22 protein-coding genes are annotated in these 22,356 nt (G+C 65.7%); 7 read left to right on the forward strand and 15 right to left on the reverse strand.

All coding sequences use genetic code 11. The features are described 5' to 3' along the window. Positions 1–229 precede the first annotated feature (229 nt). From EV191_RS00005 to EV191_RS00015, 3 genes are read right to left on the reverse strand one after another with little or no spacing between them, the layout of a single operon-like run. Positions 230–1,069, reverse strand: a complete 840-nt coding sequence (locus EV191_RS00005) for a helix-turn-helix domain-containing protein (RefSeq protein WP_279388397.1) — start codon at positions 1,067–1,069, stop codon at positions 230–232. A gap of 25 nt (positions 1,070–1,094) precedes the next feature. Next, entirely contained in the window at positions 1,095–1,622 is a 528-nt protein-coding gene (locus EV191_RS00010) for a DUF6879 family protein (RefSeq protein WP_132874727.1), read from the reverse strand. After that, complete coding sequence (locus EV191_RS00015; RefSeq protein WP_243658653.1) at positions 1,619–1,879, reverse strand: hypothetical protein; 261 nt, start codon at positions 1,877–1,879, stop codon at positions 1,619–1,621. The genes EV191_RS00010 and EV191_RS00015 overlap by 4 nt, the downstream gene beginning before the upstream one ends. A gap of 477 nt (positions 1,880–2,356) precedes the next feature. On the opposite strand from EV191_RS00015, the gene EV191_RS00020 reads away from it, so the two are divergent. From EV191_RS00020 to EV191_RS00030, 3 genes are all read left to right on the forward strand, one after another. Then, positions 2,357–2,563, forward strand: coding sequence for a hypothetical protein (locus EV191_RS00020; protein WP_132874728.1), 207 nt, complete (start codon positions 2,357–2,359; stop codon positions 2,561–2,563). A 274-nt stretch (positions 2,564–2,837) separates the two neighbouring features. After that, positions 2,838–3,614, forward strand: coding sequence for a class I SAM-dependent methyltransferase (locus EV191_RS00025; RefSeq protein WP_132874729.1), 777 nt, complete (start codon positions 2,838–2,840; stop codon positions 3,612–3,614). Beyond that, a complete protein-coding gene (locus EV191_RS00030) occupies positions 3,611–5,122 on the forward strand; it encodes a 1,4-alpha-glucan branching protein domain-containing protein (RefSeq protein ID WP_132874730.1) in 1,512 nt (503 codons plus the stop codon). Before EV191_RS00025 ends, EV191_RS00030 begins: the two co-directional genes overlap by 4 nt. Here the strand turns inward: EV191_RS00030 and EV191_RS00035 are convergent. Together EV191_RS00035 and EV191_RS00040 are read right to left on the reverse strand one after the other, a co-directional pair. After that, positions 5,108–6,979 carry a glycoside hydrolase family 2 protein gene (locus tag EV191_RS00035; RefSeq protein WP_424565413.1) on the reverse strand — a complete coding sequence of 624 codons (1,872 nt, stop codon included), beginning with the start codon at positions 6,977–6,979 and terminating at the stop codon, positions 5,108–5,110. The genes EV191_RS00030 and EV191_RS00035 overlap by 15 nt on opposite strands. A gap of 55 nt (positions 6,980–7,034) precedes the next feature. Then, positions 7,035–7,256: a hypothetical protein gene (locus EV191_RS00040; RefSeq protein WP_132874731.1), complete on the reverse strand. Its 222-nt coding sequence runs from the start codon at positions 7,254–7,256 to the stop codon at positions 7,035–7,037. A gap of 153 nt (positions 7,257–7,409) precedes the next feature. Here EV191_RS00040 and EV191_RS00045 point away from each other — a divergent pair, with 153 nt between their 5' ends. Then, positions 7,410–8,663, forward strand: coding sequence for a glycosyltransferase family 4 protein (locus EV191_RS00045; protein WP_132874732.1), 1,254 nt, complete (start codon positions 7,410–7,412; stop codon positions 8,661–8,663). 16 nt (positions 8,664–8,679) lie between these two features. On the opposite strand, the gene EV191_RS00050 is transcribed toward EV191_RS00045, so the two are convergent. Beyond that, positions 8,680–9,642, reverse strand: coding sequence for a cobalamin biosynthesis protein (locus EV191_RS00050; protein ID WP_132874733.1), 963 nt, complete (start codon positions 9,640–9,642; stop codon positions 8,680–8,682). Positions 9,643–9,791: 149 nt separating this feature from the next. On the opposite strand from EV191_RS00050, the gene EV191_RS00055 reads away from it, so the two are divergent. Beyond that, positions 9,792–11,168 (forward strand): M14 family zinc carboxypeptidase, encoded by a 1,377-nt coding sequence (locus tag EV191_RS00055; protein ID WP_132874734.1) that lies wholly within the window; start codon positions 9,792–9,794, stop codon positions 11,166–11,168. Here the strand turns inward: EV191_RS00055 and EV191_RS00060 are convergent. Beyond that, complete coding sequence (locus EV191_RS00060) at positions 11,165–11,866, reverse strand: FadR/GntR family transcriptional regulator (protein WP_132874735.1); 702 nt, start codon at positions 11,864–11,866, stop codon at positions 11,165–11,167. The two genes, EV191_RS00055 and EV191_RS00060, sit on opposite strands and share 4 nt — an antisense overlap. Before the next feature lie 176 nt (positions 11,867–12,042). On the opposite strand from EV191_RS00060, the gene EV191_RS00065 reads away from it, so the two are divergent. Next, positions 12,043–12,540, forward strand: a complete 498-nt coding sequence (locus tag EV191_RS00065) for a gluconokinase (RefSeq protein WP_132876023.1) — start codon at positions 12,043–12,045, stop codon at positions 12,538–12,540. Then, positions 12,537–13,898, forward strand: a complete 1,362-nt coding sequence (locus EV191_RS00070; protein ID WP_132874736.1) for a GntT/GntP/DsdX family permease — start codon at positions 12,537–12,539, stop codon at positions 13,896–13,898. Before EV191_RS00065 ends, EV191_RS00070 begins: the two co-directional genes overlap by 4 nt. Before the next feature lie 434 nt (positions 13,899–14,332). Here the strand turns inward: EV191_RS00070 and EV191_RS00075 are convergent, their stop codons facing one another. The 8 genes from EV191_RS00075 to EV191_RS00110 all read right to left on the reverse strand — a co-directional run bounded on the left by EV191_RS00075 (position 14,333) and on the right by EV191_RS00110 (position 22,133). Then, positions 14,333–15,154, reverse strand: coding sequence for a helix-turn-helix domain-containing protein (locus EV191_RS00075; RefSeq protein WP_243658654.1), 822 nt, complete (start codon positions 15,152–15,154; stop codon positions 14,333–14,335). 15 nt (positions 15,155–15,169) lie between these two features. Next, positions 15,170–15,712: a DUF6879 family protein gene (locus tag EV191_RS00080; RefSeq protein WP_132874738.1), complete on the reverse strand. Its 543-nt coding sequence runs from the start codon at positions 15,710–15,712 to the stop codon at positions 15,170–15,172. Next, the gene (locus EV191_RS00085) at positions 15,705–15,914 is read right to left on the reverse strand and encodes a hypothetical protein (protein WP_132874739.1); all 210 of its coding nucleotides are present in this window, start codon (positions 15,912–15,914) and stop codon (positions 15,705–15,707) included. The genes EV191_RS00080 and EV191_RS00085 overlap by 8 nt, the downstream gene beginning before the upstream one ends. Positions 15,915–16,141: 227 nt before the next feature. Beyond that, on the reverse strand, positions 16,142–16,564 hold the full coding sequence (locus tag EV191_RS00090; RefSeq protein WP_132874740.1) for a YkvA family protein: 423 nt from the start codon (positions 16,562–16,564) through the stop codon (positions 16,142–16,144). A 57-nt stretch (positions 16,565–16,621) separates the two neighbouring features. After that, a complete protein-coding gene (gene nudC, locus EV191_RS00095; protein ID WP_132874741.1) occupies positions 16,622–17,596 on the reverse strand; it encodes an NAD(+) diphosphatase in 975 nt (324 codons plus the stop codon). After that, entirely contained in the window at positions 17,593–18,960 is a 1,368-nt protein-coding gene (locus EV191_RS00100) for a M16 family metallopeptidase (RefSeq protein WP_132874742.1), read from the reverse strand. Before EV191_RS00100 ends, nudC begins: the two co-directional genes overlap by 4 nt. A gap of 2 nt (positions 18,961–18,962) precedes the next feature. Continuing rightward, a complete protein-coding gene (locus EV191_RS00105) occupies positions 18,963–20,258 on the reverse strand; it encodes a M16 family metallopeptidase (protein WP_132874743.1) in 1,296 nt (431 codons plus the stop codon). A gap of 63 nt (positions 20,259–20,321) precedes the next feature. Further along, on the reverse strand, positions 20,322–22,133 hold the full coding sequence (locus tag EV191_RS00110) for a DUF2207 family protein (RefSeq protein ID WP_243658655.1): 1,812 nt from the start codon (positions 22,131–22,133) through the stop codon (positions 20,322–20,324). Between the last annotated feature and the right edge of the window lie 223 nt (positions 22,134–22,356).

Genomic DNA, 22,356 nt, shown 5'->3' on the forward strand with positions numbered 1-22,356 from the left:
CACCCCCTGGCTGCACTACTACAATCACCACCGCGGCCACACCAGCATCGGCGGCCCACCCACCACACGCGTACCCAACCTCCCAGATCAATACAATTAGGGATCTTGCGGTCACCGGGCGCGGCGGGCCTGGTATGTAAACCGAGCCGCCAAAGGCACGTTGAACTCGTATCGGTCGACGGAAAACGCCGTGATCTGGCTTGGCAGCCACTACTACCCACAACTGGAATCACCCGCTGGCACGAAGCTCCGCCGCCACCTGACGCAACACTGCCCTAGCCTCGTCACCTTCCACCGCAACGGACCACAGTTGCTCGGCGATGCGCTCGTAGAGCACCACATCATCCGGGTCTTCGGTGGACGCCTCGCGATGAAGAGTCTCGACAAGTACATGTCCACTCAGGATGGTGAACCCGTGCAATGGCGGCAACGGGTACTCGACATTGAGTGGGATTATGCCGAACCGTATTGCCGGCAGCCCTTCGAGCGCGAGCAGCCTGTCGATCTGCGCCGCCATTGTCGATCGACTGCCTACCGGACACCGCAGCGAAAACTCAGAGGTCAGCAGTTCAATGGTCTTGCCAGAGTCGTAGAGCACATTCTGGCGCTGCATCCGCGCTCGTACGGCCTCGTCCACGTCACGCACGGTCCCGCGCAGCGTGGCAAGCGAGAGGAACACGTTACGCGCGTACTCCGCTGTTTGTAGCAGCCCGGGAATCAATGCGAGGTCGAACGACCGGATGTGCGTCGCTGCCTGTTCGGATGACGCCATTTCATCCTGGAGGGCCCGATGGCCGGCAGCGAGTTGCCGAACCCACCGGGCTTCATCCGTGCGGATCGAACGCAGTGTGGCACGCAGTTGCTCTGTTTCGTCGTCCGAGGCTCCAGTGACCTGACACCAGGTCAGTAGATCGACATCGGTGACGGCCTGCTTGCCGTTCAAGATCTTCGAGACCTTGCTCGGTTGCCAACCAGCTGCCTTCGCAAATCGACGACCGGACATGCCAGAAGATGACAAGAGCACAGCAAGCCGGTCAGCTAAGCCGATTCGGCGCTGCTCAGTGCTCAACCACGTGACCTTCCGGTGCGACTGGTCATCGATGACGTTGTCGGTATTGCTCGTGCGGTACCGCGTGCGGCCAAATCAAATCACGCCAGCGCCGGTGCTGGGCCACCACCTCCGCATCGGCGCTGACGTGAATCCCGGCAAGTGTCCCATCAGCAGCGAAATCCAGAGCGACGACGCGGCCGTCATCGATCAAGTAGTAGTCGTAGTCGGGCATGGCCAACTCACCCGCCGTTGATTCGCCGACCCACCGGATGTCCTCTCCCGCGTTCACGTTCATGTACGCGACATCGAGTTGACACCGCAGGTACTCAGTAAGCGGATCCGTGAGTAACCGTGCCCGCTCAAACGAGATACCACGACGACGTAACCCTTGGATGTAGTCGACCCAAGCGCGATCGTCGCCAGGGTCGCGCCCGAGTCCGTCCCGCCATCTCTGCAACAGCTTCGCATCAATGGCCGAGTAGTCGCCCTGGCATTCCCAGCGCCATGAGCTCGAAGTGATGCCGGCCAACGCGCCGGGGAGCGAGTCGGCTTTGCCTGTGGACCACGTCAAACCGTTGCCTCCCGCCCGGGCAGCTCCCTCGGAACCTCGATGACGGTCTCATAGTCTGGTATGCCATTGCCGCTCCGTTTCCGCACCTCAGCGAGCACATGGGCATCAGTGACGACCGTGCCCAGCACGAGGTAGGTACCTTTGTCGGTTGCCCACAGGGTCCGGCACCCTCCGTCTGGCGCGAACGAAAGTAGCTCTTTGGGAACCTCGATGACGGCCATGTGACTGGACATGCCGTTGCCGCTATGTTGCCGCACCACTGCAAGAATCTCTGCGTCAGTGACGATCGTGCCCTGCACGACGTAGGGTGTCTCGATCAGTCGCCCACAAGGTCGGGCACGCATTTTTGTCCGAGGTAGTCCCCAAGAAAATCGCTTCCATCTGAACCTCCAACTCTGACTGTTGACCCCTGGGAATCATCTCGACAATTTTCACATCACCGCATCTCGCATTCGAGTGAATCTCCAACACTGCCCGCCTGTTCGGGTGAAACACGGATGTGTTTCTTGTATGTTTCTCATATTTCTCTGACGATGACATGGCGAGCTGAATCATCGGCGCGCGCCAGTCCAACGCCTGTTGGCGCGGCATCAAGACCGCCGCTCGCGGCTCGCTGCCTTGTTCGCTACGTCCAGAACGGGAGCCGATATGAGTTGGTACGTAAGGGAAGACGGAACAGTGGTTGATTTCGACGGCAACGGACCGGTGGACGACGAACCGGACGGCGACGAGTGATGCCAGCTTGGCTCATCACGCCGGCCGTCGCGGCGCTGCTGGTGCTCGGGCTACTGGCGATACGCGGGTTCGCCCGCGCCGCAACTCCGCCTCACCCGCAGCGGGTTCGGGTGGTCATGGACGAAGCGCACGGCTGGCCACCGGTCAGAAAAGTTGATCTCGCCGACGGTGACCTCATTGAGGGCGATAGTCGATGGCTCGGCTAGCCGGGCTGGTTCAGCGGTGGCTCGCCACAACCAGTCCCGCCCAGCCCGATCCCGTGCTGGCCACACGTGAGTGCCCGCGCTGCCCCACGCTGATCGTCGGGCCAGATCAACACACCGCGAACCGGCGCCTCGCCAGCCATCTGCGGCGCAACCACTGGGGCCGACCAGGTCGCTAGCGACGCGTAGTCGTATACATCCGGCGGTCACTGGGCGCGGCAGGCTTTCCTCCTGAAGTAACGTGGTACGAAATCGTTCGACCCAGGAGTAGCCGCGAGTGTCACCCAACACCACCGGGCAGGAAGTCACGCTGCACTTGTCCGGCGAGCGGACCGTGCCCGACGTCCCCGCGGAGAACTACTGGTTTCGCCGGCATGAAGCCGCCTACGAGTACCTGCTGCCCTACTGCGCCCGGCCGGTCGTCCTGGAGGCCGGCTGCGGCGAGGGCTACGGCGCGCACCGGATTGCCGAGGTCGCCGACCAGGTACTCGCGCTGGACTACGACGAGCCGAGCACCACGCATATCGCCGTGAACTATCCGGCGCTCACCCCGGTTCGCGGAAACCTCGGCTTCCTGCCAGTACGCGCGCACAGCGTGGACGTGGTGGCGAATCTGCAGGTGATCGAGCACCTGTGGGACCAGGCGGGATTCCTCGCGGAATGTTTCCGGGTACTCCGGCCGGGCGGGCGACTGCTGGTCAGCACGCCGAACCGGATCACCTTCTCGCCCGGTCGAGACACCCCGCTGAATCCGTACCACACCCGCGAACTCGCCCCGGCGGAGCTGGCCGGCCTACTCACCGAAGCGGGGTTTCAGACCGAGCGGTTACTCGGCCTGCACCATGGCGCCGCGGTGCGCCGGCTGGACGAGCGCTACGGCGGCTCGGTCATCCAGGCACAGCTGGACGTCGTCCTCGATCATCTTCCCGGCCAGGCGCCGTGGCCGCCCGAACTGCTCGCCGATGTGGCGGCGATCGACACCGCCGGCTTCGACATCCACGACCGGGAGCTCGAGGCCAGCCTCGACCTGATCGCCGTGGCGGTGCGCCCGTGACCGAGGAAGGCACCTTCTGTCTCGTCCTGCACAGCCACCTACCCTGGCTACCGCACCACGGCAGCTGGCCAGTCGGCGAGGAATGGCTCTACCAGGCATGGGCGCATTCCTACCTGCCGGTGATCGAGCTGCTCGAACGCCTGGCCGCCGAGGGGCGCAGGGATATCCTGACCCTCGGCGTGACGCCGATCCTCGCCGCCCAGCTGGACGATCCGTACTGCCTGCGGGCCTGTCATGACTGGCTGGGCACCTGGCAGTTACGCGCCCAGCACGCGGCCGACCGGTTCCGCCACGCTGACCCACTCCTGCGGGAGCTGGCCAGCGCCGAGTACCGCGCGGCCGACCACGCACTCGCGTTGTTCGAAACCAAGTGGCAGCACGGATTCTCCCCGGTACTGCGCTCGCTTGTGGACAGTCAGGCGATCGAGCTGCTTGGCGGCCCTGCCAGCCATCCGTTCCAGCCGCTACTCGAACCACGGCTGCGCGGTTTCACGCTACGCACCGGACTTGCCGATACCGCACTGCGGATTGGTAATGCCCCCTCGGGGATCTGGGCACCGGAATGCGGCTACGCCCCCGGCATGGAGCACGACTACGCCGCCGCCGGTGTCCGCCGGTTCCTCGTCGATGGTCCCGCGCTGCGCGGCGAAACCGCACAGGCGCACGAGGTCGGCGACTCGGGCGTGGTCTGCTTCGGCCGTGACCTGGATGTCACGTACCGGGTGTGGTCCCCGAAGGCCGGCTACCCAGGCCATCCCGCGTACCGCGATTTCCACACCTGGGATCACCCGACCGGACTGAAGCCCGCGCGGGTGACCGGAAAGCACATCGAACCAGCGGACAAGAAGCCCTACGACCCCGCGCTCGCCGCCGAGGCGCGCGCCGAACACGTCGCCGACTTCGTGCGCACCGTGGTGCGCAAACTGCGCCGCATTCGCGCCGAGCAGGGCAAGAACGGGTTGGTGATCGCCGCGTACGACACCGAACTGTTCGGGCACTGGTGGCACGAGGGACCGCAGTGGCTGGCCGACGTACTGCGCGCCCTCCCGGAGGCAGGTGTGCGGGTAACCACGCTGCGCGGCGCGCTCGCCGCGGGCCATCAGGGCGCCCCCGTTGACCTGCCGGCATCCTCCTGGGGGTCCGGGAAGGACTGGCGGGTATGGGACGGCGCTCAAGTGTCCGACATGGTTGACACCGGGGCAGAACTGCAACGCGCCATTCTGTCCATTGTCGACGACAAGCTCGGCACGCTGCGCGATCCGACCATCGACCAGATCGTCCGCGAAGGACTCCTCGCGCTGTCCAGCGACTGGGCTTTCATGGTGACCAAGGAGTCCGCGGCGGACTACGCACGGCGGCGCGCCACGCAGCACACCGACCGGTGCACCGAGTTGATCGACCTACTGCGTGCTGGCGAGAACGAGCGAGCAGCCGAACTTGCCGCGTGGCTGCGCCGCGTGGACGGGCCGTTCGGCCAGCTGGACGCGAGGGGACTACGAACCGGTTGACGGCGTACCCGCATCCAGAATGGTGCTGTTGACCTCGCGCAACGAGGACTCGTCGAACTTCCGGACTCTGCGGTCATAGCTGAACAAGCCGTTGACCTCGTTCTCCACATCGGTCAGTTGCGTGTAGACAGATGCGGAAAGGCCCTTGGCGCCGATCACCCCCAGCAGATCGTCGGTCAGCTCGCGGTACCTGCGCAGCAACGCGACCCGGCTCTCGGTCATCTCGTAGGCCTGCGGTTCCCCCGGCCACAGATGACCTGGCACGACCAACCCCAGCCCGCCGTACTCGCCATCCACGATCGCCCGATCCGGATCGGGGTCCGGGTCTCCCGGCCCGACATAGGTGTGGTCGTCGTAGATATCGCCAGCCCCACTGTCCGGATGCGAATGGCAGCAGTTCACGCCACTGTTCGCGTCGACCAATCTCGCTGGGTCGATCCACTTGACCCAGTCGGATACCCGTGCGGTATCAAACTCGCCCCATCCCTCGTTGAACGGAACCCACGCCACAATGGACGGAACCGAGTACAGCTGCTCGATCAGATCGGCCAGCTCACGTTCGAAATTCCGCTGCGCACGCTCCCCCGGCGGTGGCTGCGGTCCTGGCGGATCGTCCAATGTGACCGGCAGCGACGGCATATCCTGCCAGACAAGCAAGCCGAGCCGGTCCGCCCAGTAGTACCACCTAGCCGGCTCAACCTTCACATGCTTGCGGATCATGTTGAAACCAAGCTTCTTGGTCTGCTCGAGGTCGAAGCGCAGCGCTTCATCGGTCGGCGCGGTGTACCCACCATCAGGCCAGTAGCCCTGGTCAAGCGGTCCGTGCTGGTAAGTGATCTTGCCGTTCAATGCGATGCGCTGCCGGCCAGCATCATCCGAAAGCAGCTCGATCGAGCGCATCCCGGCGTAGCTGGACACCTTGTCGCCGACCGCACCATCAGGCTCCACCAGCCGCACGGTCACGTCGTAAAGGTACGGATCTTCTGGCGTCCACAACCGTGCCCCCGGCAGCGAAAGCGCGCTCGGGTCGCCGTTCGGTACCGCCTCGCCCCGCGCGCGCACCGTGCCATCCCGCGAGCGCACCACGATCTCCGCCCGTTCCTCGGTCACCCCGGTTGCCCGCACCCGTACCCGTAACGCCTCGCCTGCTACGTCCGGTTCGAGTTCGAGCGCGTCGATCGACGCCTGCGGAACGGGTTCCATCCAGACCGTCTGCCAGATTCCGGAACTACCCCGATAGAGGATGCCGCCGGGGTCGTCGCGCTGCTTGCCGACCGGGTAAGGCGCGCGTTCGTTGCGGTCCACCGCGCCCACGATCAGTTCCTGCGGGCCGGATCCGCGTAGGGCGTCGGTGATGTCTGCTTGGAACGCGGTGTATCCACCCTGATGCGTGGCCACCCGCTGGCCGTTCACCCACACCGTGGCTTCCTGGTCGACGGCGCCGAAATGCAGCAGTAACCGTTGGCCGGCCCAGTCCGGCGGGACCTCGAAGCTACGCCGGTACCACATGCGATCGTCGTGCCGTTCGATCCCGGAAAGCATCGACTCCGGTGGATACGGCACCAGGATCCGTTCGGCGAGTGTTCGCCCGAACGGCGGTTGCGGATCACTGGCCCGCTCGTACTGCCAGCTCCCGTTGAGGTTGCGCCATTGCGCGCGGACCAGCTGTGGTCGTGGGTATTCCGGAAGTACCGCATCCGGATCAACGTCGGCGGTCCACGGCGTTGTCAACGGCTCGGGCTTCGACTCCTCCAGCGGTCGCGAATCCGCGTTCGCGCCCGGTCCGACGGCAAGCACGAAACCCAGTATGCCCGCGACCAGCGGCACATACCGGCGCCCCGACCGCCGTGCCCACACGAGTACCAACCGTGCCCGGCAATCAGAGACTTGTCGTTGCCCCGACCGGGTGGCGCTACGGTCCGCCGCCTCCCGGATCCGGTCGATGGTTCAGCACGCCCATCGGATCCACCCTGCGCACTTCTTCGGCTCGGCGAGCGTCCAGCTCACCGAGCGACATACCCGACGACGCACGCAGACCCTGACGAATCTTGCGTTCCCTGCGCTGTTTGAGCAGCGCGCCGAGGAACAGTGCGACCAGCAGGCCACCAATGGCGATCCATCCCCAGACTGGCATTGGCACCCACTCCCTCCGCCAACGACTGTCTCATATCGTGGGCGAGTAAGGACGAAAAGCCAGCACGATCGTGCCGACGGCAACCGCGACTCGGTCGAATCGTTAGGCATACCGGCAGTGTGGAATCTTTTCCGAGGTGCAAGGATCGACTCGATGCGCGTGTTGATGTTGTCCTGGGAGTACCCGCCGGTAGTCGTCGGTGGTCTGAGCAGGCATGTGCAAGCGCTTGCGCGCTATCTTGCCCGCCAGGGCAACGAGGTTGTGGTGCTGTGCAGGCACACCGCCGGAACCGATGCGCAGACCCATCCGACCACCGATGCCGTCGCGGACGGCGTGCGGATCATCCGGGTCGCCGAGGATCCCGCACACCTACTGTTCGAGCGGGATCTGGTGGCCTGGACGCTGGCCATGGGGCACGCGATGGTCCGCGCGGGCAATTCGCTGATCGCCAACTGGCGTCCGGATGTCGTACACGCGCACGACTGGCTCGTCGCGCATCCGGCGATCGCGCTTGCCGAGGCCGCGCATGTGCCGCTGGTGAGCACCTTGCACGCCACCGAAGCCGGTAGGCACAGCGGCTGGCTCTCGCATCCGCTGAATCAGCAGGTGCACTCGGTGGAATGGTGGCTGGCCAACCGCGCGGACGAGGTGATCACCTGCTCGGCCGCGATGCGCGCCGAGGTCGCACAGCTGTTCGAGCTCAGCGAGGACGATATTCACGTCATCCACAACGGGATCGAACACACCGACTGGGAAGTGCCGCAGGATGAGGTGGCCGCGATGCGGGCGCGGCACGGCAGGGGAACCGCGCCGCTACTGCTGTTCTTCGGTCGACTCGAGTACGAGAAAGGTGTGCAGGACCTGCTCACCGCGCTACCCCGGATCCGGCGCAGCCATCCGGGCACCCGGCTGGTGGTGGCCGGCGAAGGCCGGCACCTGAACGAGCTGGTTGACCAGGCACGCCGCGCGAAGCTGCTGCGCTCGGTGGATTTCGTCGGCCATCTGCCGGATCACACGCTGTCCGCGGTGGTCGCCGCGGCCGACGCGGTCGTGCTGCCCAGCCGGTACGAACCGTTCGGCATCGTGGCGCTGGAGACAGCGGCGGCCCAGACGCCACTGGTCTCGTCCACCGCCGGCGGGCTCGGCGAGGTCGTGCGGCACGGCCGCACCGGATTGGCCTTCGCGCCCGGCGATGTGGCTGGCCTTGCCTCGGCGGTTCGCGAGGTGCTTGACGACCCGGAGGCGGCGGCCGGGCGTGCGCGGCTGGCGAAAAGCCGGCTGCGCGATGATTTCGACTGGACCGGCATCGCGGTCGCCACCGAGGCCGTCTATCGCCGAACCTGGCTGCGCCCACATCCACCGCTTGGCCGGCCCAAGATCGCCACCGGGAACGCCTTCGGCCCGTGACGGCGCTCGGCGACAGCTAGCGTGCGCGCCTGCGCCGCGCGCGGAACAGCGCCCGCGTCCCCGCGATGGCTACCGCTACGCCGCCCGCGAGGGCACCGACCACCCTGGATAGTTCGACAGCGCGGGTGACGTGCCCGGAGTCGGGATTGCGTCCATCGCCGAGCACCGGCCGGTCCTCGACCCCGTGCCGGTAGTTCGTTCGACCGCCGAGCCGCACCGAAAGCGCCCCGGCGAAGGCGGCCTCCACCTGCCCCGCGTTCGGGCTCGGATGCGCGGCCGCATCGCGCCGCCAGGCATCCCACGCGCCGCGCGCGGAACCACCGACCACCGGGGCCGCGCTGACGGTCAGCGCCGCGGACAACCGCGCGGGCAACAGGTTGACCAGATCGTCCAGTCGCGCTGCCGCCCAGCCGAAGCGGAGATAACGCGGCGAGCGGTGCCCGACCATCGCGTCCAATGTGTTCACCGCGCGGTAGCCGAGCACACCGGGAACTCCGGCGACGGCACCCCAGAACAGTGGGCCGACTACCGCGTCCGAGGTGTTCTCCGCGACCGACTCCACCGAAGCCCGCGCCAGACCTCGGTTGTCCAGTGCGTTCGGATCTCTACCGCACAGATTGGGTAGCCGATCCCGTGCCGCGTCCAGTTCGCCGGCATCCAGCTCCCTGCCCATCGCGGTGCCTTCGGCGGCGAGACTCGCGCCGCCAAGCGCCACCCAGGTGGCCAGCGCGGTGCTGACGGCCTGCCCGACGGGGCTGTGCCTGGTCAACCGCTCCACGGCCAGCCCACCGGCGATGGGCAGGCTGGTGAGCACCACCGCGTATCCGGCACCGACCAGCCGGTTATCCCGGTAACCCGCGCGTTCCGCGGCCTGTGCCATCCGCCCGAACGCACTCACCGGGTGCCAGCGGCGTGGATCACCGAGCGCGGTATCCGCCGCGACGCCGAGCAACAGTCCCATGGCGCGTCCCGCGCTCACCCGAGGCTCCGTTCCGCAGTCCGTTTTGGTACCGCGAGGTTATCGCGCCCACAACTGCCCCGAGCACCGAGACCCGACGTACGGAGGGTTACCGAGTACCACGAAACCCGTTAACCTCGGTGGCTCGCTCGACAGCGAGGAGGCAGCAGATGTCCACCAGACGACGGCACAAGGCCCTCGCCATCGCCACCGCCCTGCTCATCGCGGGTGGCCTCGGCGCGCTCACCCCCGCGGCGGCTGGCCAGCAAGCCACCCCGGAAGCCGATGGCCCTGGTATCTACCGGGTCCACGACGCCGCGGATCGGGCCGATGAGCTGCAGGGCGCCGGCTTCGATCTGGTTGAGGACCGCGCTGGCGATGACCTCTTCGTGGTCGGTGATGCCGCCGAATCGGATCGGCTCCGCAGGGCCGGATTCGCCAATTCGCTCGAAGAAACCGTGCGGGCTCCCGGCGGCGGGCAGCGAGCGAACAACCAGGACACCTATTACGGCGGGTACCACACACCGGCGGCGCAGTACGCGCACCTGGACGAGGTCGCCGCGGCGCATCCGGAACTGACCAAACTGGAAACATACGGTGAGTCCTGGCGCAAGACGACGGGTAACGGCGGTCACGATCTGCGTGCCATCTGCATCACCAAGCTCGCCGAAGGGGATTGCGCACGCGACCCGAACGCCCCGAAGCCACGGTTCTTCCTGATGGCGCAGGCACATGCCAGGGAGATCGCCACTGGCGAGGTCGCCTACCAGTGGATCGACCACCTGGTGAACTCCTATGGCTCGGATGACGCGATCACCAAACTCCTTGACACCACGGAGATCTGGGTCGTTCCAGTAGCGAATCCGGACGGGGTGGACATCGTCGCGCAGGGCGGCGACAACCCGGTGCTGCACCGGAAGAACGCGAACGACACGAACGGCGCCGACTGCACCGGCGGCGAGAACAGTCAGATCGGCATTGATCTGAACCGGAACAACGACAGCTACTGGGGCGAGAGCGGGGTCTCGCAGAACCCGTGTGACCAGACGTATCTCGGCCCGAAGGCCAACTCCGAAGTGGAGAACACCGCACTACAGGGCCTGCTCACCGACCTGTACCCGGATAAGCGGGATGACGGTGACTCCGCGGCCGCGCCGGCGGACACCACCGGTGTGTTCATCACCCTGCACAGCGTCGCCGGCATGGTGCTGTTCCCCTGGGGGCACGACAGCGCGGTGCAGACCGGTAACGACGAGGGGCTGCGCAGGCTGGGTGGCGAACTCGGCGATATTCTCGGTTACCAGTCCGGCCAACCAGGCGAGCTACTTTACGACGCGTCCGGCGCGCATGAGGACTGGCTCTACGACAAGCTCGGCGTGCCCGGTTTCACCATCGAACTGGGCGATGTGGACAGTGGATCGTGCAACGGTTTCCTGCCGGAATACTCGTGTGCCACCGACTACTACTGGCCACAGTTCAAGCCGGCGTTGCTGCACGCGGCACAGCGCGCGGCCGCGCCGTACCAGGCGCCGAGCGAGCAACGTTAGCCAGTTTGGCCGGCGAGCAGGTCGGTCATCTCGATCAGGGCCTGGTCGGCGATTGCCGTCATGGCTCGCTCGGCCCGGTCCGCCTCGCCGCAGCTGATCGCTTCGGCCACCTCGGTGTGCCAACGAACCGCGTCCGGCAACGGCTCGTCCGGCATCAGGTGATAGTGCGTTCGTCCACTGAGGACTTCCGCGACAACCTCGTGTAGCTGCTGGAACATCGGGTTGTTCGAGGCCGCGAGCACCGTGCGGTGGAAGTCGATATCGTGCGCGAGAAACGCGGTTAGGTCACGTGATTTCGCGGTGCTCACCATGCGCATCGCGACACCGATCAACTCGCCACACTGCTCCGCGGTCGCCCGCTGCGCGGCGAGCCGAGCGGCCATCGGTTCGATAGCGCCGCGCAGCTCGGCAAGGGACCGCAGCTGGTCCAGCCGGCCGTCGCCGGCCAGCCGCCAGCGAATCAGCTGCGGGTTGTAGGCATCCCAGTTCGCGCTGGGTTGCACGGTGATCCCGACTCGCCTGCGCGCGGCCACCATACCCATCGATTCGAGCACCCGAACCACCTCGCGCACCACGGTGCGCGATACCCCCAGCCATTCGGCCAGTTCCTCGCTGCGCAGTACCTGGCCCCGCGAATATGCCCCGGTCACGATCGCGCCACCGAGGCGGTCGAGCGCATCGCCGGAAATGCCCTGCATATCCACCTTCCTTGGGCGCATGCCCGAGCACGAGCCAAGATCATCTAAAAAGTACGACTAATTTTGACATAACTCTTGAATAAGTACTACTAAATACGCTTCACTTGTCGCCGCCGGGCAACAGACGCCAGCGGGAGGACGCCGTGCCGCACGCGACCGAGACGGTCATCGTGGTGATGGGCGTATCCGGGTCCGGCAAATCGACCGTGGCGACACTACTGGCGGAACGGCTGAACGTGCCGTTCGCGGAAGCCGACGAGTTTCACCCACCGGCGAACATCGCCAAGATGCGCGGCGGCCACCCACTCACCGATGAGGACCGCTGGCCGTGGCTACGCGCGCTGGCCGGCTGGATCAGCGAGCGTGGCATGCGGGACGGCGGCGTGGTCACCTGCTCGGCGTTGAAACGCGAGTACCGGCGGTTGCTGATCGACGCCTCGGCCGATGTCTGGTTTCTGCACCTGGCCGGCGACCGAAAGTTGATCGCGGACCGGATGCGACACCGCAGTGGACATTTCATGCCACCCGAGCTGCTCGATTCGCAGCTCGCCGATCTGGAACCGCTGCAGCCAGGAGAACCGGGCATGGTCGCCGATCTCGCGGCGAGCCCGGGACAGATCGTGACGGACGCGCTGGACGCGCTTACCGCTCGGGCGAAGGAGACAGACCAATGACCCTCGCCGCCCCGGCCGAGATCAACGAATGGCAGCTGACCGGCGCCACCTTGCTTGGTATCGCGGTGCTGGTCGTGCTGATCACGAAATTCAAACTGCACCCTTTTCTGGCGCTGATTCTCGGCTCCGGGGTGATCGGGCTGGTCGCCGGGATGCCGGTGGACATGCTGGTGGAGAGCTTCACGGCCGGGTTGGGCGAGACAATCGCCGGGGTCGGGGCGCTGATCGCGCTTGGTGCGATGCTCGGCAAGCTGCTCGCCGATTCGGGTGGAGCGGATCAGATCGTGGACACGATCCTGACCAAGGCGCGCGGTCGGGGCCTGCCCTGGGCGCTTGCCGGCGTTGCCGCGCTGATCGGTTTGCCGATGTTCTTCGAGATCGGCCTGGTGATGCTGGTTCCGGTGGTGCTGCTGATCGTGCGGCGCAGCGGGCAACCGATGATGCGGCTGGCGATCCCCGCGCTCGCTGGGCTTTCCGTGTTGCACGGGTTGGTCCCACCGCATCCCGGGCCGCTCGTGGCCGTGGACGCGTTGAATGCCGATCTCGGGTTGACGCTTGGCCTCGGCATTCTGGTCGCTATCCCCACGGTTGCGATCGCTGGGCCGATGTTCTCGGTTCTCGCGGCGAAGTGGGTCGATGCGGCACCGCCCGATGCGCTCGTTCCTGAGTCCAAAGAGGATGATTCCACGCGGCGGCCCAGTTTTGCCGCGACGCTGTTCACGGTGCTGCTGCCGGTCGTGCTCATGCTCGGCAAGGCGATCGCCGCGATGCTGCTCGACGAGCAGGACACGGTACGCAGGGTACTGGACTTCGTGGGTGACCCGCTGGTCGCGTTGCTTGCCGCGGTACTGGTCGGCATGTTCACCCTTGGCCGTGGGGCTGGCTTCGGGCTCAGCAGGATCGACCGGTCCATCGCCGATTCGCTGCTGCCCATTGGCGGCCTGGTGTTGATCGTCGGTGCCGGCGGCGGGCTCAAGCAGATCCTGGTGGACGCGGGTTTCGCGGACCTGATCGTGGGGCTGTCCCAGGACGCGAACATCGATCCGCTACTGCTTGGTTGGCTGATCGCGGTGGCGATCCGGCTGGCGACCGGTTCGGCGACGGTCGCGACGATCTCGGCGTCCGGCATGGTCGTACAGCTCACCGCCGGAATGGATCCGTTGCACACGTCACTGCTGGCGCTGGCCATTGGCGCCGGATCGCTGTTCTTCTCGCATGTCAACGATTCCGGGTTCTGGCTCGTCAAGGAGTACTTCGGGCTTTCCGTCGGGCAGACCATCAAGACCTGGTCAGTGATGGAGACCCTGATCTCGGTCGTCGGGCTGGCAATCATCCTGCCGATCGGCTGGCTCTTCTAACACCGCCTACCCGATAACGCGCTAACCCTAAAGAACGCGGTCACCGTGGACTCGTCTGCGCGGCGCGACACTCCCCACAAACCTCGAACCGAACGAGAAGATCCTCCTGGGAAACGTCCCACGCCGGAGAGCAGACCACACCACACAGAGCCCGCCAACCACGCTGCACACCAGACACCCCCGGCTGAAACCCATGACCATCGGGGATCCAATGCGCAAGCTTCGGACCAACCCGCGAAACCATCCATTGCCGACTACCAAAAGGCGACTCCTCCGGCCACGGCTCAACCCTACTCAACACATCCGGATAGCCCGGATAAACCATCCAACGCGGAACTCGGCACACAGCGATCACCTCAAACTGTCATAAGAATGGAATTTATTTGCGCAGCAAAACATAAACTGCACGATTCAAGTCGAGCACTATAAGAACATCAAGATAAGGTCATATAGTCTTGTCGTGCCCGCGCTATTATCTCGCGCGCTTCGTCACCAAACGAGACATACGAGTCCAGCTCAGCCCAATGATTTTCGTAGCTTCCGACTTCCGTGGCGTCGGTAACCAGCGCAGTCGCCGTCTGTGTACCAAATAAGACAGCACGTGAGTCGTATATCTCGAACGAGTGCAGCAACGGGACGAACACCGGTGTCGTCCACGGAACAACGCCTATGTCGATGTTATCTCGCCGTGACTCTTCGATGATGCGATCCAGCTGAGCGATCATTACTGCGCTGCCGCCCATATTCCATCGAACGGCACCTTCGGCGAGAACAAAAGTGAAGTGGCGATCCGTATCAAGGAGCTGTTGCCGAGACACGCGGGCGGCCACCGTGCGATCCAGATCTTCGGCGGCTAGCGAATCACCGAACAGCGCGCGCATATAAGATTCCGTCTGTAGCAACCCTTGAATCATCAGGGCGCCGACGCTTCGAATCCGCTCGGCAGACTCCTCTACGCGTCCAATTCGTTCCTGAAGTAGCCAGCCACCACGTTCGAGCTCGACCTGGGCAGAAATGCGGGTTTCGCTCAGTTCATGCGCCATCCGAACAAGCCTGCGCCGAACGCTAGCCGGCGCGTCGTAGGCAAGACACAACGCTTCAACTTGTTGCACGGTAGGCATGAATGCACCGGTCTCCGTGCGGGATACCTTGGATTGAGTCAGGCCGGCCCGCTTGGCCGCGGCGGCGCCCGATAGTCCCGCCGCCTTACGGAGTGATCGCAAGGTGGCGGACAGCGAGTTCTCCGGCTCCCTCATCCAATCCCTTCTGGCTCATGTCGAACTGACCCGCCAGTACTGCGGGTGATGCAGCCAGTACTCGGCGAAATCCACACCTGCCGTCCACGCCGCGTCCCGCGCCGCTGTGTACTGCGGCAACAGTTCCGGCTCCGCGATTGTAGCCCCACGAAACGCACCATCAGACATGTAGTGCATGAGCAACAGGTGCTCGTCACCAATGAGCCAGAAATCCTTGTTGACCACCTCTGGAGGCTTGGCGCGCTCGGTCACATCCAATATACGAATGCGCTCACCGGCAGCAGCGTTGTACGCGTAGCCCCATTCGAATTGGTACCGTAAGTAGTCCGTGAGCGGCGAGCTAACGACGTGCACGCGATAAGTAATAAGGCCCCGGGATACCTCATCACGAATGACGTCCGGCCACGTTTTGTTTACTGGCTCCGCTTCACCCGCCAGATACCTAAGATAGTCGTCACCATCTGAATCTACTGAGTATTGCGACAGGGTCTCTAGCCGGAACAGAGTGCTAACAAAGTGCCGGTCAATGTACTCACCGAGCTGATCTTCATCAAGCATGGAGCCCTGCCAGTTCCGGCAATCGTGACGTTTTGATCTCGACCGCTGACTCACCAGTTGGCAGATCGAGCTCAGCCAGCACCACCGGATCATCCACCTGGTCGCCGCGCAAGAGCACGGACCCGTATCCGGTGAAGCGGATGTCCGCGCAAGCAGCTCGCCCGGCCAATTCAGGCAACAATCTCAACGGAACCTCAACCACGCCTTGTTGCGGTGTCCCACAATCACCAGGTACTTCGTAGCCTTGGATGACATACGTACCACGATCGCTGATGTTGATATTGGGACACGTTCTGCCGTTGGCACAAGTACTACGTAGTAAGCAGATTCTCATCTGACCTCCCGTCTCATTTTATGCATACTAGACTGCATAAAACACTGACGCAACTCGGCCCGCCCGTTGGTCAGCGCGGTCGGGCCGCGCAGCGGTCACTCGGCGGTTCGGTGCAGGCCGGTGAGGCGGGCGAGAGCGGCGAATCCGTCGTCGGTGCCCGGCCAGTGCACACGGACGGCGTCGAGGCCAGCGCGGCGAACGACGCTACGGAGTACCGCGGTGACGATGATGGCGTCGTCGGCGTAGCCCAGTACCGGCAGGAAATCCGGAATGATGTCGATCGGGAAGGCAAGGTAGGCCATCAGCAGACCCAGCCGAACACGGACGCCGCGTGGCAGATTCTTGTCCGCGGCAAGTCGACGGACCAGACGCAGCACGTCGGGGAGCAACCGCACCGCTTCGCGCAGCAGGCCCCCGCGCGGACGAATGACAAGCAACACGAGGACGAGAGCTAGCCAAGCCAGCAGTAGCGCGGCCGCGATGCCGATGAGCAGATCCCACCAGAACGAGCCAGTCATGGCTGACCACCGCTCGCAGCTACCGCAAGATCCCTGAAGAATGCGGTTGGGCGGGTACTAGTCGGCGGCGGCCCAGGCCTCCACCATGAGGCGGGCGATCGATGACCCACCGGGCAGGCCGATCTTGTCGGTCCGGCCACCGGCCTCGATCGCCTCCTGAACGTCGGCTCTGGACACCCACCGTGCCTCGGCGATCTCGCCATCGGCCAACACCAGCTCCTCCGCCCGGCTAGCGCGGGCGGCGAACCCGAGCATCAGCGAACGTGGGAACGGCCATGGCTGACTTCCCAGATACCGCACGTTGTCCACATGCACGCCGACCTCTTCACGGATCTCCCGCACCACACAGGCTTCCAGCGATTCGCCGGCTTCAACGAAACCGGCGAGCACCGAGTACCGGCCAGCCGGCCAGCTCGGCTGCCTGGCCAGCAATACCTGTTCGCCGTTGACCCCCGCATCGTCGTGCACCAGGCAGATCACCGCCGGATCGGTGCGCGGATACTCCTCATTGCCGCAGTTCGGGCACTGCGTCGCCCAACCGGCGAACACTCGCCGCACCTCGCCGCCACAACGGGCACAGTGCTGACCACGCCGGTGCCAGTGCAACAACGCGACCGCGGTGGTCAACAGCCCCGCCGAGGTGTCGTCCAGCACGGCGCCAACCCCACGCAGGTCAGCCCAGGTCTCGCCGTCCCCTGGTGCGGGTGGATCCCAACCGCGCCGCCCGAACTCCGCGAGATCAACCGGCGCATCGTCGCTGCCGTGCGTGGCCCAGTACGCGACACCATCCTGTTCACCAAGCAGTACCACGTCCGCCGGCGGCGCACTGCCGAACTCCGCCGCAGGACGCAGCGCGAGGGAGCCACCGCCGTCCCTGACCGGTGTCCGGCCGAGCTTGTCCACCACGACAACCCAGGAATCATTCCACTGCGCGGTAAGCCGCTCCGCATCCTGACGCAGCTGCTCGTCTCTGACCACAGTGGACCGGGAAAGCGTGGGAACCGCACCGAGTTGGAAGGGCACCGAGCTCATGGCAACTGCGCACCGCCAAGCGAGTCCAATGCGTCCCAGAGCAGGTCGGCATCGCCGACGATCACCCCGGTGAACCTACGCGGCGCGAAGAACTCCCTTGCCGCCTCGGCAACCTGCTCGGTCGTGACCTCGGCCAGCCGACCAGGATGCGCGCGCAGCCACTCCGGATCCAGTCCGACGGCGGTCAGCGCGTCCAACTGGCTGGCTAGCCCCGGCTGGTTCGCGGTGGAGGTCAGCAACGCGCCGATAGCGTACTGCCGCACATCGTCCACTTCGGATTCTGACGGCGGCACCAGGCCCAGCCGGCCGAACTCGTAGCGCATCTCGAGCAACGCGGCCGCGGTTACCTCGCTTGCGGTATCCGCCTCGACAAGCAAGCTTGCCCCGAACGGGTTGAACTCGAGCGCGGAACGCGCGTGGTAGGTGTATCCCTTGTCTTCCCTGATGTTCTCCACCAGGCGCGAAGAGAAATAACCACCATAAGCCAGATTCGCCAACTGCAACGCGGGATAGTTGGGATCCGTTCGACCAACGGCGCGCGCGGACAGCCGCAGCTGCGACTGCACCGCGTCCGGCCGGTGCACCAGCTGCAGATCGCCACCAACCACATCGGCGAGTACCGGCAGCTCCGGCGCCGAGCGGTCCGCGGTCCAGGCACCGAGCACATCGCCAACCTCGGCCACGGCGCGCTCCGGATCGATGTCGCCGACCAGAATGAGCACCGAGCCGCGTGGCACCACGGAGTTCTTGTGCAGCTCCCGCACCTGCTCGGCGGTTACCTCGGCGACGTCCTCGGCGTGCGGGATCTCCTTGGTGTACGGGTGATCCCCATAGCGCCGCCGCTGCAACGCTTCCCTGGCGATCACACTCGGCTGCGAGCGCGCCACCGCGAGCCGTTCCACCAACCGGTCCCGCTCGCGCTCCACTTCGTCCTCGGCATAGCTTGCGGAGACCAGCGCATCGCCGAGCACGTCGAGCAGCGTGCGCAACCCGCTGGAAAGCGAACTCCCGGAAAACCGCAACCGCTCGGGATCGACACGGGTATCCAACTCGCCGCCGATCAACGCGAGATCGGTGTCCACCGCGATCCGGTCGCGCTTCGCGGTCCCGGTCAGCGCCGTGTTCGCCAGCACCTCGGCGCGCGCCGCGTAGCCCTGACCGGTACCGGCGAACGGGATCCGCAGGCGCAGCTCGACCATCGGTACCGTGGCTAGCCGGACGGCGAGCACTCGCAACCCGTTGGCGAGCACCGTGTCCACATAGTTCAGTTCGGCGGCCGCGCGCTGCTCGCTCAGCGACGGCAACTCCCTCGGTCCGCGGTCGGTGCGGCCGATCTGCTCGGCCGTACGGTGTGCTGCGTTCATCCTCAGTCCTCCTGGCCAGCGTCGCCGGCACCTGGCTCAACGGTGAGCACCGCGCGGGAATCAGGGCGCAGGGCTTTCGCCGCGGCGGCGACCTGCGCTGGTGTGGTCGCGGAAATCCGCTCGGGCAGCTCGTAGATCAACCCGGCATCCGCGTAGAGCAGTTCGAAGCTGCCCAGACCAAGCGTGCGACTCATGACCCGGTCATGTTCCCGATGCAGGCTCGCCGCCCACCGCGCCGTGACCTTCGCCAGCTCCTGCTCGTCCGGCGGCGTTTCCGCGATGGCAGCCAGCTCGGCATCGACGACGCCAAGCAGATGATCGGTACTGACTCCCGGCGCGTGCACCACCGTGATACTGAAGGTATCCGGATCGCGCGCCTCGAATGGCCCGAAGAGCCCCGCGCCGGCGGTAACCTCGGTGGCCAGCGGCTCGCGATGCAACAAGCGCTGCTGCAGCCGGGAACCGTCGCCCTCGGTCAGCAAGCCGGCGAGCACCAGATAGCCGAGGTAACTGTCCACGTCGTTCACGGGATCGGGCATCCGGTAGCCAACCGCGAAGGCAGGCAGCGGGGCGTGCGGGTCCGGATGGACCTGCCGGAGTTCGCGCTGCGGCGCGGGTTCGGAGAAATCCTTGCGCGCTGGCGCGGAACGCGCTGGCACATCGCCAAAGTGTTTCTCGATCAGCGTCCGCGCACCGTCCACGGTGATGTCGCCGGCGACGGTGAGCACCGCGTTCGCCGGCGCGTAGAAGGTGTCGAAGAAGGCCGCGCAATCGTCCACAGTGGCCTTTTCGAGATCGGTGAAATCTCCGTAACCGTTGTGCGCGTTGGGAAACGTTTGGTAGAGCACCTGCGGAAGGTAGATCCACGGGAACCCGCCGTATGGGCGGTTCAACACGTTCAGCCGGATCTCTTCCTTGACCACGTCGATCTGGTTGGCAAGGTTCTCCTCGGTCAGCCGGGGTGCGCGCATCCGGTCTGCCTCAAGGAACAGTGCGCGTTCCAAGCCTGCGGCCGGCAGGACCTCGTAGTAGTCGGTGTAGTCCGGATGCGTGGAACCGTTGAACATCCCCCCGCTGGACTGCACATGCCGGAAATGCGCAAGCTTTTCCAGGCTTTCGCTGCCCTGGAACATCAGGTGCTCGAACAGGTGAGCGAAACCCGTCCGGCCTTCCGGTTCCGATCGGAAGCCCACGTCGTAGTGCACGCTCACGCCGACCACCGGTGACGTGGGATCGGGCGCGAGCACCACGCGCAGGCCGTTGTCCAGCGTCAGCTTATGTAGCTCCGGTGCGGCCATGGCCCGAGCCTACGGGTTGGCTACCGCACGTTGGAGCGGGGTGGTCGCTGCGTTCACCGGGCGCTAACCAGCCACCGGAGCTGGCGCAGACTCCTCGGCAGGTCGCAGCGAACGCACATGCCCGGACTCGGCGAGCACCCCGTCCAATGCCGCGACAAAGGCTGGGAAATGTCCGGAAAACCGGCCAAGGTTCTCCTCACCTTCGGAGCCACCGAACCAGTAAAGGCCGGGGACCCCGTTGTCGCTCGGGTTGACCTCACCAAGTTGCGTCAGCCAGTGCGAGGTTTCGCCGAGTACCACGGCGTACGGCAGAGCTCGGGAGAACACCATTTCCCGGTCGGCCGCTGGAATATCGGTCGCGCGGGCGGTGTGCAGATAGTCGAGCAAGCCACGCATCTGCCGGACCAGCTGACTACCGCGCGCGGTCCGCGCCGGCAGCAGGTTCGCACCAAGCAGCACGCCGAGGCCAAGCAGAAGTACCGCGACGCCGGTCAACGCGTGCCCGACGGTCAGCGCCAGCGCGAGGGCACCAAGCACCCCCAACGCGGCGATCCCGCCGCCGAGCCAAAGCCAGCGCCGGCTGGTCGCCTGCGGATCCCTTGCCAGCCAACCCTGGCGCAGTACATCCGAATACAGCGCGGCGCGGACGGTGTCCAGTCGAACCGGGTTGCTCCGCGCGCGCAGTTCGGAAAGCAGCACCTGCTCGGTCCCCTGGGGCAGCAACGCCTCGTAGACCGCCCGCTCGTACTCGTGCAGCTGCTCGTCCGGCGCGTTCCGGCGGGACAGCTGCCAGTCGGCAAGGCCGTCCGCACCAACGGTCTCGGCGATCCACAGGTAGTTGCGCACCGCGAGGTCGATCACCGTCGCGGTGACGTCCACAACGTCCACATGTTCATCGGTAACGGTGCCAACCTGGCCGGGCAGCACGCCGTCCGGAGAGGCGAACACGACCCGCTGGCCGTCCGAAAGCAGCACGTCAACCTGGGGAGCGGGGCCCTGCCACGCTGCGGCATCCCGCCGCCGGGCGCGCAGCACCAGGACGAGCCCGACAAGCAGCACCAGCGCCACGGCGATCAGCGCGACAACCGAAGGCACGGTCAGCGCGAACGCGGTGGCCAGGGTGGCAACCGTGGCGAACTCGGCATTGGCCGGTACGGTGCCCGCCGGCTGGCTCACCGACAGGTCCATCCGCTCGCCTGGCGCGAGGCCGTCCTGCGTGATGACCAGCCCACCGGTGTGTTCCAGCACCGCCCGGGTGCACTGGGTTGTCGAACCAACCGGCCCTGCCAGGCAGTTCGGTGACGTCGGCGCGTTCGGCGTGCTCACCGACGCGGTGACGGCGTCCACGGGTTGGTCCCAGCCGCTTGCCAGCCGCCAGCGGATCTCCTGGTGCCCGGCGAGATTGGCGACCGCGCCAAGCACCGTGTAGCGCACCGTGGCCGGACCGCCCGAGCTACTGATCCGCAGCGCGTCATCGGCGACCCCCGCCTCCGCGGCGCCTTCGGTAGTCACATCGCGTACCTGGTAGACGCGATCCTCGGTATCGCTGGTCGCTACCCGCAGCGGCACCTGTTTGCTCAGCGCGGTGCCTTCCGGTGTGTTGATCCGCTCGGTGACCGTGAGCGCGCCGTCCTGCTCCAGCCTCAGCCGCACATCGATGTTGACCTTGGCGGTCTGCTGGTTCAGCCCGCCGGCGAGTTCCTCGGGCGAGTCGTGCCCGTGTGGTCGCGCGGCGTCCGCATCGCGGTCGCCGACGTCGGCCGGATAGGGCGCCGGAGATGGTGGTTCAGCCTGTGCGATTCCGCCGAGGCTCACGCCGGCGAGCAGCGCGCAGAACAGGACAGCGGGTAACCGAATACCCAATTTGGTCAACACGGCCCCGCACTCTAGCGGGAACCCCATATGATCCGCTGGGAAACGAACCATTTGCCCCGAGTGCTCACACCTTCGGGGTTGCGACCGGGGTCTGGGGGATCCGCACGATGACGCAACCACCTCCGCATGGAGGCTACGGCGGCAACGGTGGGTATCGCCCGACACCGCCTCCGCGCCCGGTGGCACCACCCCCAGCGGCTCGGCCGCTACCGCCACGGCAGGG

The sequence above is a fragment of the Tamaricihabitans halophyticus genome (assembly GCF_004340875.1).
In the GTDB taxonomy this organism is placed as follows: Bacteria; Actinomycetota; Actinomycetes; order Mycobacteriales; family Pseudonocardiaceae; genus Tamaricihabitans; species Tamaricihabitans halophyticus.